Here is a 23,625-nt window from a genome sequence, read left to right as displayed (position 1 = left end):
CATAATTAGTAAGGTTTCCCCTATTTTAAGGGTTTGCCATAGAGCAAATCCCAAGTGTTTTCACTTATCTTCGTAATTCTTGAGGGGGTATAACCCGTCATTTTGCTGGTTTTTGGCAAAAAAAGAACATTGTTTATTAAATAGAGGGCAGTGAAGCATGGAACCATTAAAGCAAGAAAACCGCGTTTTTAACCCACCTGCAGACTTTGTAAAGGGTGCGGCTATCCCAGGCATGGATGCCTACAAGAAGCTTTGCGCTGAAGCTGAAAAAGATTACGACGGTTTCTGGGGTCGCCTCGCTAAAGAGAATATCTACTGGAAAAAACCCTTTACTAAAGTTTTGGATGAATCTAAAGCGCCTTTCTATAAGTGGTTTGAAGACGGCACAACTAATGCGTCTTATAACTGTTTAGACCGCCAAGTAGAAGCTGGTCTCGGTGATAAGACAGCCATTATTTTTGAAGCCGATGATGGCACAGTAACTAAAGTGAGTTACAAAGAGATGCTTGAGCGCGTTTGCAAAATGGCAAACGCATTGCGCAAAATGGGCATCAAGTCTGGTGACACGGTCATTATTTACATGGCCATGACCATCGAAGGTATTGTGGCAATGCAAGCATGTGCTCGTATTGGTGCTATTCACTCTGTAGTGTTTGGCGGTTTCTCTGCACAAGCATTGCGCGACCGCATTATTGACGTTGGCGCAGTAGCGGTGATTACTGCTGATGGCCAATATCGTGGTGGCAAATCATTGCCTCTTAAAGCGATCTGCGATGAAGCACTCTCTACTGGTGAATGCGGCAAGGTAAAGCATGTCATCGTGAGCAAGCGTACCGGTACCGCAATTGAGATGAAAGCAGGCCGTGACGTTTGGATGCAAGATATTGTGGCCAATGAGCCAACAACTTGCGAGCCAGAGTGGGTCAGTGCTGAGCATCCACTCTTCATTCTGTACACATCGGGCTCTACCGGTAAGCCAAAGGGTGTGCAACACTCAACTGGTGGCTACCTCTTGTGGGCGATTCTCACAATGAAGTGGACCTTTGATATCAAGCCAACTGATGTCTTCTGGTGTACGGCTGACATTGGTTGGGTAACAGGTCACTCATACATCACATACGGCCCACTCGCAGTAGGGGCTACTGAGATTGTGTTCGAAGGTGTGCCAACTTATCCAAATGCGGGTCGTTTCTGGGACATGATCCAAAAACACAAAGCAACGATTTTCTACACAGCACCAACTGCGATTCGTTCATTGATCAAAGCATCCAGCAATGATCAAGCAGTGCACCCAAAGAGTTATGACTTATCTTCATTACGTCTCTTGGGTTCAGTAGGTGAGCCAATTAATCCGGAAGCATGGATGTGGTACTACGAGAATGTGGGCGGTTCACGTTGCCCAATTGCCGACACTTTCTGGCAAACCGAAACGGGCGGTCACATGATTTCCCCATTGCCTGGTGCAACACCAATGATTCCAGGGTCATGCACATTGCCATTGCCAGGTATTCAGGCGGCGATTGTGGACGAAGCTGGTCATGACGTGCCAAACGGAAATGGCGGTATCTTAGTTGTGAAGCGTCCATGGCCTTCTATGATTCGTACTATTTGGAATGATCCAGATCGTTTCGTGAAGTCTTACTTCCCAGAGGAGTTAGGTGGCAACCTTTACCTCGCAGGTGACGGCGCGATTCGTAACAAAGAAACTGGTTACTTCACTATTACTGGCCGTATCGATGACGTTCTGAACGTATCAGGTCACCGCATGGGTACGATGGAAATCGAATCTTGCTTGGTAGCGAACCCATTGGTTGCAGAAGCGGCTGTAGTAGGTCGTCCAGACGATCTCACTGGTGAAGCGATTTGCGTATTCGTGGTGCTCAAAGGTGGTCGTCCAACTGGTGAAGATGCCAAGAAGGTTGCAACGGAATTGCGTAACTGGGTGGGCAAAGAGATTGGTCCAATCGCTAAGCCAAAAGACGTTCGCTTTGGTGATAACTTGCCAAAAACCCGTTCAGGCAAGATCATGCGTCGTCTCTTGCGTGTAATCGCGAAGGGCGAGGAAGTAACTCAAGATACATCCACTTTGGAAAACCCAGCAATCTTGGAGCAACTCAAAGAGTCTCTCTAAGCCGTATTTACTTGGATTTGGGGCAAAACCCTTTCGGCAATCGTATAATCAACGGTTCCGGAAGGGTGGATGAGCGGTTTAAGTCACACGCCTGGAAAGCGTGCGTAGGTTAATAGCCTACCGCGGGTTCGAATCCCGCCCCTTCCGCCAATCAATCTCAAGTGCAGATATCACGCACTCGTTATCAAAACATCTACTGGCGCTTATTGCGATCAATTCAACTTAAATCAAATTCTTCGTTGGAGAAAAAATGAATCAAACCATTTTTAAAAAAATAGTTGCCACATCCCTATCGGCGGCATTGGTCTTAGCGCCTGCTGTTAGTAATGCATGTACGAGCTTCATGTTGTGGGGTAGTGATGGTGGTGCTGTTTACGGCCGTACTATGGAATTTGGTATGCCACTCAAATCTGAGCTCCTCTCCATTCCTCGTAACTACACTCTAAAGGGTATTGGTGTTGATGGTCAGTATGGCAGTGGACGTAGTTGGATTTCTAAATATGCTGCTGCCGGAATGAACCCGCTAGGATTGCCCGAACTTGTTGACGGCATGAATGAAAAAGGCCTGATTGGTGGCGTGCTTAATCTTCCAAATAGTGCTGAGTATCAAGCGGTGACCAGTGCCGAATCTGGTGAGAGTATTAACTCCTTACAAGTCCTTACTTATGTGTTGACAAATTTTGCAACGGTAGATGAGATTAAGGCGGGTCTAAAAAATATCAAGGTTAATGGTGCAAAGATTGCCGCCTATGGCAATAGAACACCATTAATACATTACACCTTTCATGATGCCAATGGAAAAAGCCTTGTCGTTGAGTACATTAAAGGTCAATTGATGGTTACCGATAATCCTTCAACAATTCTGACTAATGATCCTCCGATTCAGGATCATCTAAATAGTATTGGTAACTATGTAAATCTTTCAAATGTAGAAAAACCGCCATTGATCATTCATGGTACTAAGTTCAGTGCACCTAGTTCGGGTTCAGGCTTGCATGGCATGCCTGGAGATTCACTAAGCCCAAGTCGGTTTATTCGTGCGCTCTTCCTATCAAACTCCGTACCTGCAAGTTTTACCAATGCACAAATGGGTGATGCAGCTTGGCATATTTTGGGTAGTTTTGATATCCCCCCTGGTTCTGTAACATTGCCTGCAAGCAATCCTTACGGTGGTGGCTTGGGTGGTTATGAGGTAACTGAGTGGAGCGTGGTGGCCAATAATAAAAGCATGACTTATAGTGTAAAGATGTATGAAAACACCAATATTTATGAATTTGATTTTAAGAAGTTTGATTTCAATTCAAAAGAGATTAAATCTACAAAATTAAATCAGCCTAGATTAATTTTTCCAGTTAACTGAAGTTGGCACTATGCACAATAAAAACCACCGTCAGGTGGTTTTTATTTATGGTTTGACGTAAGATTTGAATCAACAGAATTAATAGTTAATAGACAAACGTGGAGACCAAATGATTTTTGCAATTTTATTAATGGATAGGCCCGGCACTGCAGACTTGCGCGTAAAGGTTCGACCCGAGCACCGCGCGTATTTAGGTCAACAAGCTGAGCGTATGGCATTTGCTGGACCGCTGACTTCTGAAGATGGCCAAACGGTTACAGGAAGTCTCTTAGTGATGGATTTTCCAAGCCGGGCTGCGGTAGATGAGTGGTTAAGTAATGAGCCTTTTACAAAAGCAGGCGTATACGAAAAACCAGTAATTCATGTATTCAATAATATGTGGGCGCAGAAGGTTGGATTTCCACCGGTAGCATAAGAAGTTCTGCTATACCCATACTTAAGTATGGGTAATCATTTTTGATATATCATTAGTTGATATAGTATGGGAGATGAAAATTGATGGCATCTCCACATTATTAGATTTACATCAACAAGTGATTGATCAAGAGGATGGTTATTGGGTGAAGATAGATGCTTGGCAAGTAGCGCCAACAGAAGCCATTCCGCACGGAATTCGATACTCTTTGACCTTGCATAATCCTGCCGGAGATCGAATTCTAGGTTATGACAATGCACATGCATTTAAGTCAGTGAGATCATATGCTGGTAGACGGTTCCCTTATGACCATAAACACCGCAATTCCATAGATCGTGGCACCAGATATGTGTTTAAGGATGCCTATCAGTTATTGAGTGATTTCTTTGTTGACGTTGATAAAGCACTACAGATGGATAAATCAAAATGAAAGTCATCAAAATTGGTATCGCATCTCAGGCGGATATCCGCAGGCGTATGTTGGCAATTGCAAAAGGGGATCTAAAGGTAAAGCCTAGCGATCCTAAAATCTGGTTTACTTCGATGCGATCGTTGGCCCAGGTGCTGAGCGATGAAAATCGCGCATTACTGGATGTGATTCGATCATCCAAGCCAGTGTCTATTTCTGAGTTGGCTGAGATGACTGGTCGTAAACAGGGAAATCTATCAAGGACCCTGAAAACGATGTCAAACTATGGGCTAGTAAAAATGCAAAAACAGGATAGGGCTCTTAAGCCAATAGCATGTGGCGATCGAATCGAGATATCTGTTTAAAACTAAATCGACTTAATTTGTAGCTTTCTAAATTTCACAATTCCGCCTGCAGATTGAAGCGCAATAACGCCTTCAGCAAAACGACTATCTTGTCCGTCGCCTACAGTTACGACACCATTGAGGCTCACTTTAAAGTGTGAACCATTGGCCACGATTTCCATCGTATTCCAACGACCGCCTGCTTTATGAATCGGGTTTACTTTGGCAACATCCACAATCGCACCAGTTGCATAGGCTTGCTCAGGGCGGGTATCCCAAATATTGACTTCATATCCGTTAGCAGCAGTAATTTTATTTGGGTCTTGGCAGCGAATAAAGATACCGCTATTCGTGTTGGACTCAGCCCAAAATTCAGCTTTGATAATGAAGTTTTTGTAAGACTTGGTGCTGACTAAAAAGCCCATGGGTTTGTTGCCCTCAATCATGCCCTTGCCAATAACCCAATTGGCATCACCCACGATATTCCATCCGCTCAGGCTAACACCATCTATTAGGTCCACGAAGCCGTCTTGATTTTGCGCAATGGCGGGATTACAAATCGCCAGATGCAAACAGGCAAAAAAGAAAGCGATTCTCTTGAGGGTCAATTTCATGGGGTCTCCACTTTGTTATTCGTTTTAATGTGACCCATTGTTACTGATAAGAATTAAAGAAGACAAGTAGATGCTTTCCCTGAATATGCTCAATTTGCCTTGAATGGGCATCAAAATCCATTAGACTTGCGGTATGAAATCAACAAATTTGCGCCTAGCCCTAGTTCCCCTTGCCTTTATGGCCATTGGCCTTACTGCTTGTGGCTCGATAGAGCAGGCGGCCCGGGATGATTGCACCTCGATTGGCTGGCAAATCGGTAGTAAGGGCTATCAGGACTGCTACAAAGTAAGGCTTTATGAGCGTAAGTTAGATTACTCAATGCCTCCAGGGGATCAACCATCCCCATCCCTACTATAACTAGGGTTTACCCTTAAAATAGGCCATTAAATCTCCCTTGAGCTCCGTCAAGGACTTAGGGCTAGAAATAACCCAAAATCTGCTGTTAATGAGGAAAAAACCCAGTTTTTGGGGGTATGCACTCGAGCACGAAATACAGAAAACGAAGTACATAAAAACGAACTTTATAAAAACAGAGACTACAGACTATGAATCACCCAAAGCCTTCCAAAGAAGTCAACGCGGTTGCGGTTGCAACTGCAGATGATTTGCGGGAGACCATTCGTCGCAAAAGTAAATTAAAAGGTCGTCAAGCAGATGACGCTTCAATTGCTGAGGTGCGACAGTTAATTGGTAATGCGCCACACCGCCGTGATTTGCTTATTGAAAATCTACACAAGCTCAATGATGAGTACCGCGCATTGCATGATCGTCATTTAGTTGCGCTGGCAAAGGAAATGAATTTGCCGATGTCTGAAGTGTATGAAGTTGCAACTTTCTATCATCACTTTGAAGTAGTGCGTGGTAATGATCCAGTTGCCGATATCACTGTGCGTGTATGCGATGGTGTTGCCTGTGAATTAGCGGGCGCGCAAAACTTGCTGGCTAAGTTACCTACGATTTTGGGTAATCCGGATGTAAAAGTGGTTGCAGCGCCTTGCGTAGGTCGTTGCGAGCAGGCTCCAGTGGCAGTGGTGCATCAATATCCAGTGATATTCGCTACTACCGACAAAGTAAAAGCCGCAGTTAACAACAAATTGACGACTCAGCCATTGGCTAAAGATGATGCGGTATTTGAGCCAGCAGAATTAGCGCAAAAGGGTGTTTCACCTCAGGGCGAGAATCAAGCAATCTCACCTGACTATGTAGGCTATGAGTCCTATCGATCAAAAGGTGGTTACGCTTTAGCTAAAGAAATTGTTGAAGGCAAACGTGATGCAGAAAGCATCATTAAGGCCATGGAAAATTCGGGTCTGCGCGGTTTGGGTGGTGCAGGCTTCCCGGCGGGTCGTAAGTGGCGCATTGTGAAAGATCAAGCAGCGCCTAAGTTAATGGCTGTCAATATTGACGAAGGTGAGCCAGGCACATTTAAAGACCGTACTTATCTGGAGCGTGACCCACACCGTTTCTTGGAAGGCCTATTAATTGCTGCCAATGTAGTGGGCATTGATGCTTGCTATATCTACTTACGCGATGAATATCACGGCTGCCGTGAGTTGCTCGAAAAAGAATTGGCCAAGCTCAAAGCCAATCCGCCATTTGCGATTCCAAATATTGAATTGCGTCGTGGTGCGGGCGCCTACATTTGTGGTGAAGAATCCGCCATGATTGAAAGTATCGAGGGCAAGCGTGGTGAGCCTCGTATGCGCCCACCATACATTGCACAAGTCGGTTTATTTGGGCGGCCAACCTTAGAGCATAACTTTGAGACCCTGTATTGGGTGCGCGATATTGTGCAGCGTGGTCCTGAGTGGTTTAGCTCATATGGTCGTCATGACCGTAAGGGTTTGCGTAGCTATAGCGTGAGCGGTCGTGTAAAGAATCCTGGTGTGAAATTAGCGCCAGCAGGCATCACGATTCAAGAACTCATTGATGAGTACTGTGGTGGCATGCAGGACGGTCATCAGTTCTATGGCTATTTGCCCGGTGGCGCATCAGGCGGCATCTTGCCAGCGACCATGAACGATATTCCGCTCGACTTTGATACCTTGCAGCCTTATGGTTGCTTTATTGGTTCCGCAGCCGTAATGGTATTTAGTAATCAAGATAAAGCGCGCGATATGGCATTAAATGTCATGCACTTTTTTGAGCATGAGAGCTGCGGTCAATGTACGCCATGCCGCGTAGGAACGGGTAAAGCAGCCAAACTCATGCAAGCTAAGTCTTGGGATCAAGAAACGCTTGAAGATTTGGCGACCGTGATGGTCGATGCTTCGATCTGTGGTTTAGGTCAAGCAGCGCCAAACCCTATTCGTTGTATTCATAAATATTTCCCACAAGAAATCGTATAAGTAAAAGATTAGGGAAGAACGAGACTAATATGAACGCACCAACTAATCCAAAAGAACTCGAATTACAAACCGTGGAATTCAAGTTAGATGGCAAGACGATTGTTTCCTACGAAGGCGAAACGATTCTCAAGGCCGCAAAACGTCATGGTATTGATATTCCACATTTATGCTTTAAAGATGGGTATCGCCCAGACGGCAATTGTCGTGCTTGCGTAGTTGAAATCAATGGCGAGCGTACTCTAGCGCCAAGCTGCTGCAGAAGCGCAACCCCAGGCATGGAAGTTAAAGCCAATAGTGAGCGTGCTCTTAAGAGCCAGAAGTTAGTGTTGGAGATGCTGCTCTCTGATATGCCCGATGAAGGCTTTAAGTGGGTAGGCGACTCTAAGGAAGAAGAGAAAAAACATCAACATGGTGAGCTGAGTACTTGGGCAGCGCGCATGGATGTGACTGTGCGCCCTGAGCTTAAAGCGCTACGCCGTGAAAAAGTTAACAACGATCTTTCTCATCCGGCGATGGCAGTGAACCTCGATGCTTGTATTCAATGTAACCGTTGTGTGCGTGCTTGTCGTGAAGAGCAAGTTAATGATGTGATTGGTTACGCCATGCGTGGTGCTCATAGCGAGATCGTGTTTGACCTCAATGACCCGATGGGCGAGAGCACTTGTGTTGCTTGTGGCGAGTGTGTGCAAGCCTGTCCAACTGGCGCATTGATGCCAAAAGGATTAATTGGTTCGCAAACAGTCGATCGTAAAGTCGATTCTGTATGTCCGTTCTGTGGCGTCGGCTGTCAGATTACCTATAACGTCAAAAATGACAAGATTGTTAGTGTTGAGGGTCGCGATGGCCCAGCTAACCATAATCGTCTGTGTGTCAAAGGCCGCTTTGGTATGGATTACATCCATAATCCACAGCGCTTAACTAAGCCCTTAATTCGTAAACCGGGCGTTCCAAAAGATGAATCGATCTTAGAAGGCAAACAAGATTGGTCCGATATCTTCCGTGAAGCAACATGGGAAGAGGCGCTTGATTTTGCTGGCGGCAAACTCAAAGAGCTCAAAGATAAACATGGACTCAAAGTTCTTGCTGGCTTTGGTTCTGCTAAAGGCAGTAACGAAGAGGCTTACTTATTCCAAAAATTGGTCCGCACTGGCTTTGGTAGCAATAACGTCGACCACTGTACTCGTCTATGTCACGCTTCATCTGTAGCCGCACTATTAGAAGGTGTAGGCTCTGGCGCTGTAAGTAATCAAGTTAATGATGTTGAGCACTCTAGCTTAATCATGTTGATTGGCTCAAATCCAACTGCTAACCATCCAGTTGCTGCAACTTGGTTCAAGAACGCTGCCAAGCGTGGCGCTAAATTGGTTTTGTGTGATCCACGCAAGACTGAAATTAGTAAGCATGCCTGGCGCACCATGCAGTTCAAGCCAGACACTGATGTGGCGATGCTCAATGCCATGATCTACACGATTATTGAAGAGGGCTTGGCAGATAAAGATTTCATCGCCAATCGTGCGAATAACTTTGAAGCCCTAAAAGAAAACATCAAAGGATATAGCCCAGAGGCGATGGCGCCAATCTGCGGCATTCCAGCAGAAACCTTACGTGAAGTCGCTCGAGAATTTGCTACTACGAAATCAGCCATGATTTTGTGGGGCATGGGTGTGAGTCAGCACGTTCACGGCACTGACAATGCCCGTTGCTTAATTGCCTTGGTCAGTATCACTGGTCAAATTGGCAAACCTGGTTCAGGCTTGCATCCACTGCGTGGTCAAAACAACGTGCAGGGTGCTAGTGATGCTGGTTTGATTCCAATGATGTTCCCGAACTATCAGCGCGTGGATAACCCAGAAGCGCATGCTTGGTTTGAGAAGTTCTGGAATACACCGCTGGATAAGAAGCCGGGTTACACCGTCGTTGAAATCATGCACAAGATTACCGCGTCTGATAGCGACCCCGATAAGATTCGTGGCATGTACGTTGAGGGTGAGAACCCTGCAATGAGTGATCCAGACTTAAATCATGCACGCCATGCGCTCGCATCACTTGAGCATTTAGTTGTGCAAGATATTTTCATGACTGAAACTGCTTTATTGGCTGACGTCGTATTACCAGCAAGCGCTTGGCCTGAGAAGGTGGGCACTGCAAGCAATACCGATCGTATGGTGCAAATGGGTAGAAAAGCAGTTGAGCCGCCAGGTGATGCTAAGGCCGATTTGTGGATCATTCAGGAAATTGCCAAGCGCATGGGTCTGAATTGGAATTACCAAGGCCCTGATGCTGGAGTGGCTGAGGTTTACGAGGAGATGCGTCAAGCGATGCATGGCGCCATCAAAGGCATTACTTGGGATCGTTTGGTAAAAGAATCCAGCGTGACGTATCCATGCTTGTCCTTGGAAGATCCGGGTCGCCCAATCGTGTTTGATGATGCCTTTGCAACACCAGATGGCAAAGTCAAGCTCGTACCAGCAGATATCATTCCTGCAAATGAGCGACCAGACTCTGAATATCCTTTTGTACTCATTACAGGTCGTCAGTTAGAGCATTGGCATACTGGCAGTATGACGCGCCGTGCAACGGTATTAGATGCAATCGAGCCCATGGCGACAGTATCGATGAACGGTGAAGACATGACTCAGCTAGGTGTATCTGCTGGTGATGTGATTACCGTGCAATCGCGTCGTGGTGAAGTTGGTATCCATGTACGAAGAGATGATGGCACACCAAGAGGGGCTATCTTCATACCATTTGCTTACTATGAGGCAGCAGCTAACCTCATTACCAACTCGGCCTTAGATCCGTTTGGCAAGATTCCAGAGTTTAAGTACTGCGCGGTGAGGTTAAGCAAAGGTGGCGAGCCATCCAAGGTGATGGGTTACGGCACCAATGCTCCTAACGGGCCAAAGTTGATGGTGAACGTATAAATTTGATTAAAAACTCTCAGTCAAACCCCGCCCATAGGCGGGGTTTTTAATTCAACTTGCGCTGGTTTGTTAATGTATCTACAATGTAGATACATTAATTTGGGAGGTTTAATATGGAAACTGTGATTAAAAAGTGGGGCAACAGCCCAGCTTTACGCTTAAATGCCTCTGTAATGAAGTCCGCGCAGCTAAAAATAGACCAGCAAGTATCTGTAAAGGTTCAAAAAGGGCGAATTGTGATTGAGCCAGTAGCGAAACGAGAATACCAACTCGAAGAATTACTTGGTGGAATTACGGCTAAGAATCTGCACGGTGAAGTAGATTTTGGTGGTCCAGTTGGCAAAGAGTTGATTTAATGGTCAGACCATATATTCCAGGGCCTGGGGATATTGTCTGGCTGGAATTTGATCCCCAGGCGGGTAGAGAGCAAGCTGGTCATCGTCCAGCAGTAGTTTTGTCACCTAGCGCCTACAATAAAAAAACGTGTTTGATGGTTTGTTGCCCTCTATCAACTCAAATTAAAGGCTATCCATTTGAGGTATTGGTGGATATTGAGGGAGTTCAATCCGTTATTTTGTCTGATCAAGTCAAATCACTAGATTGGGCAATTCGAAAGGCTAAATATAAATCTAGAGTTGGATCAGAGATTCTGCTTGAAGTAAGGGCCAAGGTTAAATCACTGCTCTTGATTGAATAATATCTAGACTATGGCCAGTTCCAAAACATTTTCCTCACAAACTCAAAATGAGTTGCCTGTTCTCATTATTGGGGCGGGGCTTGCTGGTTTAACCGTTGCTTTGCATATGGCAGAGAGCCAGCCCGTCATTTTGATGGCCAAGCGTGGTCTGAATGAAGCGGCAACTGCATGGGCACAAGGCGGAATCGTTGGGGTAGTTGATAAAGAGCATGACAGCATTGATGCTCATGTGGCCGACACCTTAAATGCTGGTGCAGGCTTAGTAGTGGAATCTACAGCACGCTACATTGCCGAGGAAAGTGCTGAGGCAATTAAATGGTTGGTAGAGCAGGGTGTTCCCTTTACTGAAGATAAATCCGGTCCGATGGGTTTGCATCTTACGCGTGAAGGTGGACATAGTCATCGTCGCATTGCGCATGCTGCCGATGCCACAGGCAAAGCGATCCATGAAGTGTTGCTTGATAAAGCCAAGGCACATAAAAATATTCAGATTCTGGAGCATTGGATTGCTTTAGATCTCATTACCAATCGACACCTCGATGCCAAAACACAGCGCACTAAACCGAATCGTTGTTATGGTGTGTATGCTCTGGACATCAAAAATAATCGGGTAGAAACCATTGCCGCAAAGTCAATTGTACTCGCTACAGGCGGTGTGGGCAAAGTTTATCGCTATACCAGCAATCCTGATACGGCTACTGGTGATGGCATCGCCATGGCTTGGCGTGCTGGTTGCCGCGTTGGCAATATGGAATTTATTCAGTTTCATCCAACCTGCTTGTATCACCCCAGTGACAGAACATTCTTAATTACTGAAGCTATGCGTGGTGAAGGTGGCTTATTAAAGCTGCCAAACGGTACGCATTTTATGCCCGAGCATGATGAGCGTAATGAATTAGCGCCTCGGGATATCGTCGCCCGCGCCATCGACTTTGAAATGAAAAAGCACGGCTTGGATTATGTGCATCTAGATGCTACTCATTTGGGTGAAGCCTTCATTAAAGAACATTTCCCGATGATCTATGCCCGTTGCTTAAGCTTGGGTCTAGATATCACCAAAGAACCCATTCCGGTAGTTCCTGCGGCGCACTATACCTGTGGCGGTGTTGTCACGGACCTCAAGGGTCGAACTGATTTGCCTGGTTTATATGCGGTAGGTGAGGCTACTTATACTGGTTTACACGGAGCCAATCGTTTGGCTAGTAACTCATTGCTAGAGTGTGTGGTGATTGGTAAAGCAGCGGCGCAAGATATTTCTGAACTTAATACTCCAGAAGTGCCAAATCTGCCCCTTTGGGACGAGAGTCAAGTCGAAGATGCTGATGAGCAGGTAGTTATTGCCCACAACTGGGATGAATTGCGTTCACTCATGTGGAACTATGTGGGTATCGTGCGAACCAATCGTCGATTAGAACGTGCACTACACCGCATTAAGCTGCTTCGATATGAGGTTCAGGAGTATTACGCAAACTTTAAGGTGACGCGTGACTTAATCGAGTTGCGCAATTTATTGGAGTGCGCAGAGCTTATTGTCAGATCGGCGCTGATGCGAAGAGAAAGCAGGGGATTGCACTACAGCCGTGATTATCCGGGGACTTGGGCAGTGTCTTATCCGACCATTTTGACGCCGCAAGCCGAGGGTAGCGAAACTTCTCAAGAAGGCTAAAGTAAAGCCTTAGCCTAGAACCCTCATCGAAAAATCAACCGCAATCACATCTTTTGTGAGTTTGCCTAAGGAGATGCGATCAACACCGGTTGCGGCAATGGCGCGCATTTGATCTAAATTAATGCCACCTGATGCTTCTAGCAATGCGCGACCAGCAGTGATAGCCACTGCTTGCTTCATTTGATCGGTATTAAAGTTATCAATCAAAATACTCTTCGCTCCAGCAGCTAGGGCTTCTTCTAATTCTGCGAAATTCTCAACCTCAATCTGAATATCCACACCAGAATTCAGGGCCTGTGCATTCTTAAGGGCCGCAGTCACACTGCCGGCCGCAGCAATGTGATTTTCTTTAATCAAAATGCCGTGCCATAAAGCAAGACGTTGATTTTGTCCCCCACCGATACGTACTGCGTACTTCTGGGCTTGACGCAGACCTGGAATGGTCTTGCGGGTATCGAGTACTGCGCAACCTGTAGGGTTAGGGCTAGCGCCATCAATAGCATCCACGTGTTGGCGCGTAATACTGGCTGTCCATGACAGAGTTTGCAAGAAGTTAATGCAGGTGCGCTCAGCGGAGAGCAGGGCTTGAGAGTCGGCCGAAATTTCGCAGACCTTGGTATCCGCCCTCATCATGTCGCCTTCTATGTTATGCCAGGTAAGCTTTGCATTGGGATCCAATTTCTTAAGAGTGCCCTCAAACCAATCTACGCCGCATAACACGGCATCCTGTCGAACAATTAATTGTGCTTGCACATTTTTGCTGGGTACGAGTTTAGCGGTCCAATCACAGATACCAATATCTTCCATGAGCGCATCATGAATATTGCGTTGGCGAGCTTGCTCTAAGGTTTCGTTGTAATCAAACATGAATAAATTAAAGAAATGGAGTAATTAAATGAGCAATGAACAAGAGCCAAAAGAAATGAACTAAATAAACCAAAGAAACCTTAGGCGGCACCGATATTTTTGACAAAGCCGTGTTGCGCTTTCGCTAAGAGGTCAGGGTGATGGGTGGTGAAATCCAGCATGCGTTCAATACACCCTAAAGCTTGGGTACGAATAGGTTCATCAACGAAGATTTCGCCTGAGGCATTTTCTAGGCAATCTAATATGCCCTGCAGGCCATTCATGGCCATCCAGGGGCAGTGGGCACAACTCTTACAGGTAGCGCTGTTACCAGCTGTAGGAGCTTCAATCAATTTCTTGTTGGGAGCAAGTTGGCGCATGCGATGCAAAATGCCTTTGTCGGTTGCGACAATATATTCGGTAGCGGATCCTTCAACGACCGCCTTAATCATGGCGGAAGTAGAGCCGACGACATCAGCTAGATCAACTACAGCTTGTGGTGATTCAGGGTGAACTAATATTTTTGCATGAGGGTGTGCGACTTTGAGAACCTTCAGTTCAGCAGCCTTGAATTCATCATGAACGATGCAAGCCCCATTCCATAACAACATATCAGCACCAGTTTGCTCTTGAATGTATCTACCCAGGTGACGATCTGGTGCCCATAGAATCTTTTTTCCCTCAACTTTGAGTTGATGAACAATTGCTAGGGCGCAAGAGCTGGTTACCATCCAATCTGCTTGTGCTTTCACCGCGGCACTCGTATTGGCATAGACCACAACCACGCGATCAGGGTGGGCAGCGCGAAACTTGGCAAAGTCAGCAGCATTGCAACCTAAATCTAAAGAGCAGGTAGCATCAAGGTCTGGCATAAAGACATGTTTCTCAGGGCTGAGAATCTTGGCCGTCTCACCCATGAATCGCACTCCCGCAACAATTAAATTTTTTGCAGGGTGATTTTTTCCAAAGCGAGCCATCTCTAGGGAGTCGGCCACAAAACCACCAGTTTCAATCGCTAAGTCTTGAATAGCACCGTCAACATAGTAGTGTGCAACTAAAGTGGCATTTTTAGCTATCAAGAGCTCCTTAATACGAGCAATGATCACTGCTTTTTCTGAGTCTTGTAATGGGGGTGGGGTTTTAGCCCAAGCTTGAGCGGTACAAGTGACTCCAGCTGCATTTTGAGCTGGGTAATCATAGGTTTCAGTCTGAATGGAAAGGGGGTTCATGGCAAATATTAACCCGAGGATGTTTTGTTTGGGTCTAGGGTGTGATTTTAACGAAATCGGCAGGGTATAAGGTATTCTTTTATTAGCCATTAGGCAAAAGCTAGAACCAGTAAAACCAATATTTGATTGCTCCAAAATGAACTTAATCAGTCGCCTTCAGAACCATCCTTTGGTAAAAAATCGAGAAATTGCCTCGGCAGTCCTCTGGTCGATTTTGTATGCCTATATAGCTGGATACATACTAAAAAACTTTTCAAGTAGTTCTGGCGCAAGCATGATTTGGGTGCCCGCAGGAATTGGCTTGGCCATGCTACTCAATTATGGCAATCGATTTTGGCCTTTTGTTTTTGTAGCTGCAGTAGCTGGGGAGGTTTTAGGCGGTTTTGATTTATATATTTCTTTTCAGCTTGCCGCAGGAAGCACTGCAGCTGCTTTAGTTGGTAGCTTATTGTTGCACCATGTTTTTGCTTTTAATAAAGACATCACCTCTATTCTGGATATCGCTTCATTATTTGTTGTCTCGGTTGTCACGGCGCTAATCAGTAGTTCGCTCAGTACGCTACTCTTGATGAATGCCGGTTTGGTTGAAAATGAGACTTACCTCAGTCTTATCTATACCTGGTTTATTGGCGACTTTTTTGGGGCAGCTTTTTTTACGCCTGTCATTTTGGTTTGGCGAACGGTACCGCGGGATTGGTTTCGCGCACCAAAACTCTATGAAGTATTAGTATTTTTTGGTCTTGTCTTTCTTTTTGGTCAGGCGGTAATTTTTGGTTGGCTAAACAATGATTTTGCCCAACTTGAGTTTTTAAACCGGGGGTATTTCGTTTATCCCATTTTGTTGGTAGCGGCATTGCGCTACGGCAGACATGGCGCAATGCTGATTTTAGCCATGACGGTTTTGCAGTCTATTTTGGGTGCTTATGAGGGTCATGGATTTTTCAATAAAAATCTGATGAATGATCCTGCCCCAATTAGCATCTGGGCTTATTTGAGCCTGATGTGTCTGGTAGGTTTGCTGGTCAGTTTGATTATTGAAAGCATTGAAGGCAAAACCAATGATTTGCTTCAGGTGGAAGGGCGCTTTCGGGCAATTATTGAGCGGATGCCCGTTTCGATGGCGTTACTGGATTTGCAAAAACGATCAGTCGATTTTGTGAACAAGGCGTATACGGATTTGACTGGTTACCAAGCTGCTGATTTAAATAATAGCGATCAATGGTGGGATCTAGTTTACCCAGACCCGGATTACCGCAAAGAAGTTAGAGGTGAGTGGAATACGCGTTTGCATCAGGCGCGTCAAACCCGATCGGTAATGACCCCATTAGAAACTTGGACTACCTGCAAGAACGGCACCAAGAAATATATCAGCTGGGGTTCGGTACAGGCAGGAGATAAATTTGCAATCTATGGCATTGATTTAACCGATAGAAAGCATGATGAAGATCTACTCAGAATTACCTCTTCGGTCTATCAGGCAATTGGGGAAGCCGTCTTTATCATGGATGGTAAGAATACGATTGTGGTGGTCAATGATGTTTTCCAGGAAATCACTGGCTATACCGAGGCCGATATTATCGGCAAAGACTTGCCATCCATACTAGTTAAGGCTCATGGGGCTCGTTCATATTCAGACTTAATTCCTTCATTGGACTCGGTTGGTCACTGGGAAGGGCAAGTTTGGATTAGGCGAAAAACGGACGCAGAATATTTAGGGTTTTTATCGATCTTCACCGCCTTAGATGATGCTGGCTCAGTTCGTCAGAGAGTGGGTCTGATATCACCTGTTTCAGATCAAAAGAGAACGCGTGAGATTATCAATCGCCAGGCTAACTATGATGCATTAACGGGTCTTCCCAACCGGCGTCTGTTTCTCGATCGCGTAGATGAGTCTATTAAACGCGCAGATCGAGCAAAAAATACTTTCGCTTTATTGTTCGTCGACTTAGATCACTTTAAAGATATTAACGACACCTCGGGTCATGATATCGGGGATGAGATTCTGAGAAGGGTTTCCGATCGTTTTAAGGAAGAGGTACGTGAATCCGATACGGTTGCTCGTATTGGCGGGGATGAGTTTACGATCATTCTGAATGATTTAGAGAGCCCACAGAACATAGATAAGGTGTTACTGGGAATTACAGAGCGCCTAGCTGAGCCTGTAGAGATTGAGGGGCAAGTCTTTCATATCTCAGCGAGCTTGGGTATTGCCTTCTATCCTCAGGATGCCAGCAGCACCAAAGGTTTGCTGATGAAGGCTGACCAGGCAATGTATGCGGTAAAAAATCAAGGTCGGAATGGATATCACTACTTCACCCAATCCCTTCAAGAGTTGGCTGATCGCAAGATGAAAATTATTTCTGAGTTGAGGACGGCGCTGCAGGAAAACCAATTCGATGTGTTTTATCAGCCTATTGTTGATCTTAAGACTAGAGAAATTATTCATGCTGAGGCTTTATTGCGTTGGCGAAGGCATGATGGTGTTCTAATTTTGCCGGAACATTTTATTGAGGTAGCAGAGGATTCAGGCTTGATCATCGAAATGGGTGACTGGGTTTTCCGTCAAGTGTGTCAGTTTTTACTCGCGCTGCCAAAGTCTGAGAAGGACATCAGCGTGGGCATTAACGTGTCCGCGACACAATTCAATTCCAATAAACACTCAGCTTTAAACTGGATCGAATACTTGAAGGAATTAAATCTATCCACTCAAAGAGTAATTTTGGAGATTACCGAGCACACGATGATGAATCAGAATGCGCGAGTTAGTCAGAAAATTGCACTCTTGCATGAAGCTGGTTTTAGATTTGCGATCGATGATTTTGGAACGGGTTATTCTTCTTTGTCAGCATTAAGAAACTTCAACTTCGATTTTCTAAAGATTGATTCTTCATTTACTGCGCAAATTGTAAATGCCAACGCTGATCGTGCTTTAGTGCAAGCCATGATTACGATGGGGTCAGGTCTCAATCTGCAGTCAATTGCTGAAGGGGTTGAAACCGAGGAGCAGCGCCAAATCCTACTAGATATAGGGTGTCAAATTGGACAGGGCTACCTATTTGGTAGGCCAATGACTGGTGCAGACTTCCAAAAGCATCTAATTGGGGCACCTAATGTCTAATTCGCCTGTTGTTTACTTGCAACTTTATACAGGTGTTTAATTAAATAAGTGTCTAAATTATTTATATAGCTGTATAAATACACTCACGGCGTTGTATTTTTATCTGTGTTGTAGATGAAAAAGCCAGTAAATTGGACATGTGTATAAATGATTTCAAGTAAAGAAGTGCTGGAGTTATCTGGCATTTCGAGAGCAACCCTCAACAACTATATACAGCTCGGCATTTTGCCAAAGCCTGTATTTCAGTCGCCAGCCGATGATTTGGCGCAGGGGGCAGCTCGCCTATTGGGTTTTTTCCCTGATGACACTTTGGACACCATTCAGACTGTTCAAGCACTCAAGTCGCAGGGCTTGAATATGGCATCTATAGCGGAACGTCTCGCACAAACCAATGATTTATTAGGGGCAGTTTCCCAAACCTCTGAACCTGAAATGGCTGATGTGTCATTAGCTCAGGCTAAGCACAATAGTCGGCGCGCTGGAGTGAATGTTGAAAAGCGTGGCTCACATTCCGCAAGCTTTCAGAATGCCAAACCGAATTCTGCAATGGCTTTGTCCTTAGAGGGTTTAACTCAGCCTGCCTACATGCTCAATTACAACCTAGAATTAACGTGGTTGAATGAGTCCGCTCGAAAAGAAATATTCCGCTTTTCTGCTCCGCCCGCACAAAGTGCCGAACGTAATTTATTTGATCTACTCTCTCGCCCCGAGGCACGCATTGGCTTGTTAGATCAAAAGGCATTAGCGAATCTACATATACAACTAGCCAGCGCCCGAGTTGGTCGGGAGGCTCTATCTAAGTTAGTACTCGCGGCCGATCCAGATTTGCTAGGCCTCTTTGAAAATGTGCAGTTTGCTCATTCTGATGGTGAAAAAGGTCAACAGCAGTCCGTTACCGAAATAGACTTATTCCGTACCGATGTCAATGGAGTTCCTACTCGCTACCGTGTTTATGCAGTCTATTTCCGTGAAGGTATTTTGGTGATTCACACCTTGGCTGAAGATCGCGGTGATGATCTTTTGAGCTTCTTGGGAAGACGTGACCAAGTGATTCAGAATCTCTTGAGTAAACGTTTGCCAGTCATGACCCCGCTAGCGGTGTTGGTTGCTGACTTGCAAAATTCCGTGAGGATTTGTTCAGAGCTTCCTCCAGATGAGTACTTTGAGCTGATTAATCAAATTTGGGCAACGATGGGTCCAATATTGCGAAAGTACACCGGCACTCATGGCAAACATGCGGGTGATGGAGTTGTTTACTACTTCTTCCCGCAACCTGAGAGTAATTACCTCTTTAATGCGGTTGCCTGTGCCGATGAATTACGCGCCGCAATGCGTAAGATTAGTGCCGATTGGCAGTACAGAAAAAATTGGCTCACTGAGCTGCAGCTGAATATTGGATTACATGAAGGGCAAGAGTGGTTGGGAAGTTTCCAATCGGCCAATCATGTGGAGTTTGTTGTGTTGGGAGACACCATCAACCGAGCTTCCCGCTTGAGCGATTTTGCAAGGCATGGCACGATTTGGGCTACCAAAAACTTGATAAGCAGATTAACCACGGATGAGCGCAGTCGCATTGAGTTTGGCGTGATGCGTTATAGCCAAGAAAATGGCGATCGATTTGTTGCATCTTCTTATTCACAAATTGACTCTCTTGTACCGCTAGAGCAGGATAAATTTGAGAAGTTGCGTGATATTGCCCAGTTAGCTGTAACCGAAATACGTCGTGTTAGCCTGACACGTAATTATTAAGAAAGATGAATGATTAAGTGGCCAATTAAAAAGATCAATTAAATACAAATTAAAGACAAATAAAAAAGCAACAATAATGCCCCACAAATGGGGCATTATTGTTTCTGAAGGCTAAGAATGGGGTTGAGCCTGACTACATTGAAGCTGACAATTAAAGCTGACTACAAGTTAGGCATTGAAATAATTGTCAGGTGGTGGGTTGTAGCCTGGAATTTTGGTGACATCAATTTCATCTATTTGTTCGGCGGGTAAGTATTTCAAGGCATATTGTTCGTAGACCTTTTCCCAGATAAAGACATCAAATAAATCAGGGTCAATATGGGATCCAAGCTTCATTTTCCCAAGTATTTCCAATGACTCGCTCAGTTTTTTACCCTTTTTGTAAGGGCGGTCTGAGGCGGTAAGTGCTTCAAATACGTCGGCAATTGCCATGCAACGAGCCTGAACAGACATTTGATCTCGGGCAAGGCCCTTAGGATAGCCCTTACCATCCATGCGCTCATGGTGACCGCCTGCATACTCTGGAACATTCTTTAAATGCTTGGGCCAAGGCAGCTTCTCTAACATCGTAATGGTGACTTCGATGTGGTGGTTAATAATTTTGCGATCCTCTTCGGTTAAGGTGCCAGCGCGGATCGTTAAATTTTTAATTTCGTCTGCGCTTAAGAAGGGTGTTATTTCACCGGCACCATTTTTCCAGGTATAGCGCTGTGCGATTTCACTGACCCTATCGACATCGGCGTTGGACATAAATTCACCGCCAATATTCGTTTTTTGTAAGTAAGCTAAGTCATCTAGTAATTGATTCTTTTTAGAGAGCGCTGTTGCCTCATCGAGCTTTCCTTCTTTTACCTCAAGAGCAATATCCCTGAGAATCACTTGCGCTTTTAAATCGATGAGGGCAATGCGATCAAAAATAGCCTCTAACTTTGTAGCTTTATCTACTATGTGTACAGGAGTGGTAATTTTTCCGCAGTCGTGAAGCAGGCCAGCAATCTTCAGCTCATGACGATCGCCCTCAGTCATGGTGAACTCTTTCAGTGGGCCCGCTTTTGCGTTGTTGACTGCATCTGCTAGCATCACGGTTAACTCTGGGACGCGCATACAGTGTCCGCTGGTGTAGGGGGATTTATCATCAATTGCATCATTAATCATGTTGATAAAACCCTCGAACAATTCTTCAAGACGATTAATCAAGAGTCGATTGGTTAGAGCAATTGCTGCTTGAGAGGCTAATGCCTCTAGAATTTCCTGTTGTGTTGCTGAAAAAGCGGTGATCTTTTCTGTGCTGGGATCTGAGGCATTAATCAGCTGCATCACCCCAATGATTTCAGTCTCATGATTTTTCATGGGCACTGTTAGGAAGGATTGGGAGCGGTAATTATTCTTCTCATCAAATAATTTGGTGCCAGAAAAATCAAATCCTGAAGCGTTGTAAGCGTCAGGAATATTTACAGTCTCACCTTTATGGACTGCGTAACAAACTACCCTCGACATTTCTGGGCTGCCATCGGGTTTGTTAATAGCAATTGGAGGAAAGGGTATAGGCGTGCCGCTTTTGCCTCCAAGGTACGCACCCTTGCTTTTAGTAATCAGGATTTCAAACTTTAGATGCCGATCTTCGGTGAGGCGATAAATTGATCCACCATCAGCATTGGTAATGCTCATACCGGCTTGCAAGATGTTCTCAAGTAACTGATCAATATCCTTTTCGCTGCTTAACGAAACTCCAACTTGCAGTAGCTTATGCATCATTCTTATTTCGGGGCTTTTATCGCTCATTACGGCATTCTAATAGGAGGAATGGCGCGTTGCACTTATGTTTTGTTAGTTGTTCATTGTTTCTTATAAACCAACTTATTAATAGTATATATATACTATTAATTTATATAAATAATAGTACTTAAGTATTGTGATTTAGATGCAACATCTACTCTATGAATTTAGTTATATATCGAATCTAATACAGACTTCCCTAGTTAGAACAATTAGTTTAGCTATGGGGTGCAACGAATTAATTTTAAAACAATAAATTTATTCTAATAAGTAGTCTTTATGATTCGAATTTCTGGTCCTACGTCAGGCAAAAGATTGCATTTGGTGCGTCTGCCGATTCATGTGGCGTGCTGTGCTTTGGTGCTGGCAGGCTGTACCTCGCCGATTGTGAATGAAGGGGATGCGCCGAATGGGCCAGAGTACGTTCGATGGATGCCGAACTCTTACAAAACACCACCTATCGAGGCCCAACTTCCACGTCCAAAAGAAATGTGGTGGACCGAGTTTGAAAGCGAAGAGCTCAATGGTTTAGTCGATACAGCCTTAACCAATAACTATGATTTGAGAATTGCAGTTGCACGCGTGGCTCAAACTCGCGCGCAAGCAGATGTCGTGAAGGCTAATGAGTCGCCGACGATTGATGCTACTGGTAGTTATAAAAACCAAGCTCCTGGCTTGGGGCCTGGTTACGCCCCTACAACTGCGCAATGGGGCAGTCAACCTGTTTGGCAAGTGGGGCTATTAGCCAATTATGAAGTCGACCTCTGGGGTAAAAAAGGGTTTAACACGCAATCGGCATTTTCACAGGCGTTGGCTAGCGAATACAACCGTCAGGCAGTTGCACTAAGTTTGGTCGGCGATACGGCTACTGTGTATTTTCAGGTGTTATCACTAGATGAGCGCATTGCGGTTGGCGAGAGAAATCTGGAGGCCATACGTACCGTCGGCAGGGGTCTTGAACGTAGAGTTGATCGTGGCGATGCCACTATTATTGATTTATCTCAGCAGTTAATTTTGCAAACCAACACAGATGCGTTGGTAACCAATCTTAAGTTGCAACGTGAACGCGCGTTCAATCGCCTTGCCGCTTTGGTTGGTAGAACTCCTTCTACTCTGAAAATTAAAGGCAAGTCTCTTCGGGACGTTAAGGTTCCACAAGTAGAGCCTGGTTTACCGTCCGATCTCTTATGTCGAAGACCAGACATTCGTAGGGCTGAGGCCGCATTGGAATCCTCAAAAGCAGATTTATATGCAGCGCGTGCGAATTTACTTCCTACCTTTGCTCTAACCGGTGGTGGTGGTTATGGAAGTTTCCTTCTATCCACACTGACGATGCCGCAAAGCTTGTTTTATAACGTGACGACTAACTTGGTGCAAAACGTATTTGATGGCGGTCGAAGAAGGGCGGAAATTCAGGTAGCAAGCGCTAAAAATGTGGAGTTGCTCGAGGCTTATGCAAACACCGTGCTGGCATCTTTGCGCGATGTCGAGGATGGTCTTGCGGGAGTCACTCTTACTGCAAAACAATATGAAGCATTAAATGAGTCACGTAATCGCGCTCAATTACTAGCAACGATGAGCGCTAAGGTCGTTGAGCGTGGTGGAATGGATTTTGTGCAGTTATATGAGATTCAAAGAACCGTTCTCGCAGCGGAGGACTCTGCAATTAGCGCCCGAAATGATCAACTGGCAGCATCGGTCGGCCTGTTTAAGGCAATTGGTGGCGGCACAAAATTAGATAACGATCCGTGCTTGGGCGGAGGAAAATTACCTGCCGCTGATGCGCGCTGGGCAGATGCTGCGGCTAAGGCAGACTCTGATTTCTCTAAAAAGCCAGCAGTAGGTGTGAATAAAGCAGGCCAGCCTATGTACGAAGGTACTGGAGGCGTATCTCTCAATCAGAAACCCCTCAAGTCGCCCGAGCAACCATTCAACCAAGTCAACACCAACTCAACTAATACTGGGGGGTCTACAACAACCCCTCAAGAAACCAAATAA

Annotated in this window: 18 protein-coding genes and 1 tRNA gene; 15 read left to right on the top strand and 4 right to left on the bottom strand. The window is 45.3% G+C overall.

The features are described from left to right. Positions 1-157: 157 nt before the first annotated feature. From acs to ICV39_RS08830, 6 genes are all read left to right on the top strand, one after another. The gene (gene acs / locus ICV39_RS08855) at positions 158-2,131 is read left to right on the top strand and encodes an acetate--CoA ligase (RefSeq protein WP_215389725.1); all 1,974 of its coding nucleotides are present in this window, start codon (positions 158-160) and stop codon (positions 2,129-2,131) included. Positions 2,132-2,190: 59 nt separating this feature from the next. Next, positions 2,191-2,281, top strand: a tRNA-Ser gene (locus ICV39_RS08850). Between the two features lie 100 nt (positions 2,282-2,381). Further along, positions 2,382-3,491, top strand: coding sequence for a linear amide C-N hydrolase (locus ICV39_RS08845; RefSeq protein WP_215389724.1), 1,110 nt, complete (start codon positions 2,382-2,384; stop codon positions 3,489-3,491). Between the two features lie 109 nt (positions 3,492-3,600). Then, complete coding sequence (locus ICV39_RS08840; protein ID WP_215389723.1) at positions 3,601-3,906, top strand: YciI family protein; 306 nt, start codon at positions 3,601-3,603, stop codon at positions 3,904-3,906. 73 nt (positions 3,907-3,979) lie between these two features. Next, the gene (locus ICV39_RS08835; RefSeq protein ID WP_215389722.1) at positions 3,980-4,336 is read left to right on the top strand and encodes a DUF6516 family protein; all 357 of its coding nucleotides are present in this window, start codon (positions 3,980-3,982) and stop codon (positions 4,334-4,336) included. Beyond that, positions 4,333-4,680 (top strand): winged helix DNA-binding protein, encoded by a 348-nt coding sequence (locus ICV39_RS08830; protein WP_215389721.1) that lies wholly within the window; start codon positions 4,333-4,335, stop codon positions 4,678-4,680. The genes ICV39_RS08835 and ICV39_RS08830 overlap by 4 nt, the downstream gene beginning before the upstream one ends. A 2-nt stretch (positions 4,681-4,682) precedes the next feature. Here ICV39_RS08830 and ICV39_RS08825 read toward each other — a convergent pair whose 3' ends face one another. Continuing rightward, entirely contained in the window at positions 4,683-5,273 is a 591-nt protein-coding gene (locus ICV39_RS08825) for a DUF1080 domain-containing protein (RefSeq protein ID WP_215389720.1), read from the bottom strand. A gap of 133 nt (positions 5,274-5,406) precedes the next feature. On the opposite strand from ICV39_RS08825, the gene ICV39_RS08820 reads away from it, so the two are divergent. The 6 genes from ICV39_RS08820 (at position 5,407) to nadB (ending at position 12,909) form a co-directional block, all read left to right on the top strand. Continuing rightward, complete coding sequence (locus ICV39_RS08820; RefSeq protein ID WP_215389719.1) at positions 5,407-5,631, top strand: hypothetical protein; 225 nt, start codon at positions 5,407-5,409, stop codon at positions 5,629-5,631. Between the two features lie 188 nt (positions 5,632-5,819). Continuing rightward, positions 5,820-7,622 carry an NAD(P)H-dependent oxidoreductase subunit E gene (locus ICV39_RS08815; protein ID WP_215389718.1) on the top strand — a complete coding sequence of 601 codons (1,803 nt, stop codon included), beginning with the start codon at positions 5,820-5,822 and terminating at the stop codon, positions 7,620-7,622. A gap of 29 nt (positions 7,623-7,651) precedes the next feature. Next, positions 7,652-10,546, top strand: a complete 2,895-nt coding sequence (gene fdhF, locus ICV39_RS08810) for a formate dehydrogenase subunit alpha (RefSeq protein ID WP_215389717.1) — start codon at positions 7,652-7,654, stop codon at positions 10,544-10,546. Between the two features lie 113 nt (positions 10,547-10,659). Continuing rightward, positions 10,660-10,902 (top strand): AbrB/MazE/SpoVT family DNA-binding domain-containing protein, encoded by a 243-nt coding sequence (locus ICV39_RS08805; protein WP_215389716.1) that lies wholly within the window; start codon positions 10,660-10,662, stop codon positions 10,900-10,902. Further along, the gene (gene mazF, locus ICV39_RS08800; RefSeq protein WP_215389715.1) at positions 10,902-11,243 is read left to right on the top strand and encodes an endoribonuclease MazF; all 342 of its coding nucleotides are present in this window, start codon (positions 10,902-10,904) and stop codon (positions 11,241-11,243) included. The genes ICV39_RS08805 and mazF overlap by 1 nt, the downstream gene beginning before the upstream one ends. A gap of 10 nt (positions 11,244-11,253) precedes the next feature. After that, positions 11,254-12,909 carry an L-aspartate oxidase gene (nadB, locus tag ICV39_RS08795; protein WP_215389714.1) on the top strand — a complete coding sequence of 552 codons (1,656 nt, stop codon included), beginning with the start codon at positions 11,254-11,256 and terminating at the stop codon, positions 12,907-12,909. A gap of 9 nt (positions 12,910-12,918) precedes the next feature. Here the strand turns inward: nadB and nadC are convergent, their stop codons facing one another. Next, positions 12,919-13,776, bottom strand: a complete 858-nt coding sequence (nadC, locus tag ICV39_RS08790) for a carboxylating nicotinate-nucleotide diphosphorylase (protein WP_215389713.1) — start codon at positions 13,774-13,776, stop codon at positions 12,919-12,921. A gap of 80 nt (positions 13,777-13,856) precedes the next feature. Then, on the bottom strand, positions 13,857-14,984 hold the full coding sequence (gene nadA, locus ICV39_RS08785; RefSeq protein ID WP_215389712.1) for a quinolinate synthase NadA: 1,128 nt from the start codon (positions 14,982-14,984) through the stop codon (positions 13,857-13,859). Between the two features lie 136 nt (positions 14,985-15,120). Between nadA and ICV39_RS08780 the strand changes: the two genes are divergently transcribed. Beyond that, entirely contained in the window at positions 15,121-18,102 is a 2,982-nt protein-coding gene (locus ICV39_RS08780) for an EAL domain-containing protein (protein ID WP_215389711.1), read from the top strand. A 147-nt stretch (positions 18,103-18,249) separates the two neighbouring features. Next, positions 18,250-19,851: an adenylate/guanylate cyclase domain-containing protein gene (locus tag ICV39_RS08775; protein WP_215389710.1), complete on the top strand. Its 1,602-nt coding sequence runs from the start codon at positions 18,250-18,252 to the stop codon at positions 19,849-19,851. Positions 19,852-20,019: 168 nt separating this feature from the next. On the opposite strand, the gene ICV39_RS08770 is transcribed toward ICV39_RS08775, so the two are convergent. After that, positions 20,020-21,633 carry an HD family phosphohydrolase gene (locus ICV39_RS08770; RefSeq protein WP_215389709.1) on the bottom strand — a complete coding sequence of 538 codons (1,614 nt, stop codon included), beginning with the start codon at positions 21,631-21,633 and terminating at the stop codon, positions 20,020-20,022. 273 nt (positions 21,634-21,906) lie between these two features. Here ICV39_RS08770 and ICV39_RS08765 point away from each other — a divergent pair, with 273 nt between their 5' ends. Continuing rightward, entirely contained in the window at positions 21,907-23,625 is a 1,719-nt protein-coding gene (locus ICV39_RS08765; RefSeq protein WP_215389708.1) for a TolC family protein, read from the top strand.

Source organism: Polynucleobacter sp. MWH-UH25E (assembly GCF_018687095.1).
Lineage (GTDB): Bacteria > Pseudomonadota > Gammaproteobacteria > Burkholderiales > Burkholderiaceae > Polynucleobacter.
The sequence above is the reverse complement of the archived record's forward strand: the minus strand, read 5'-3'. Positions and strand labels throughout refer to the sequence as shown.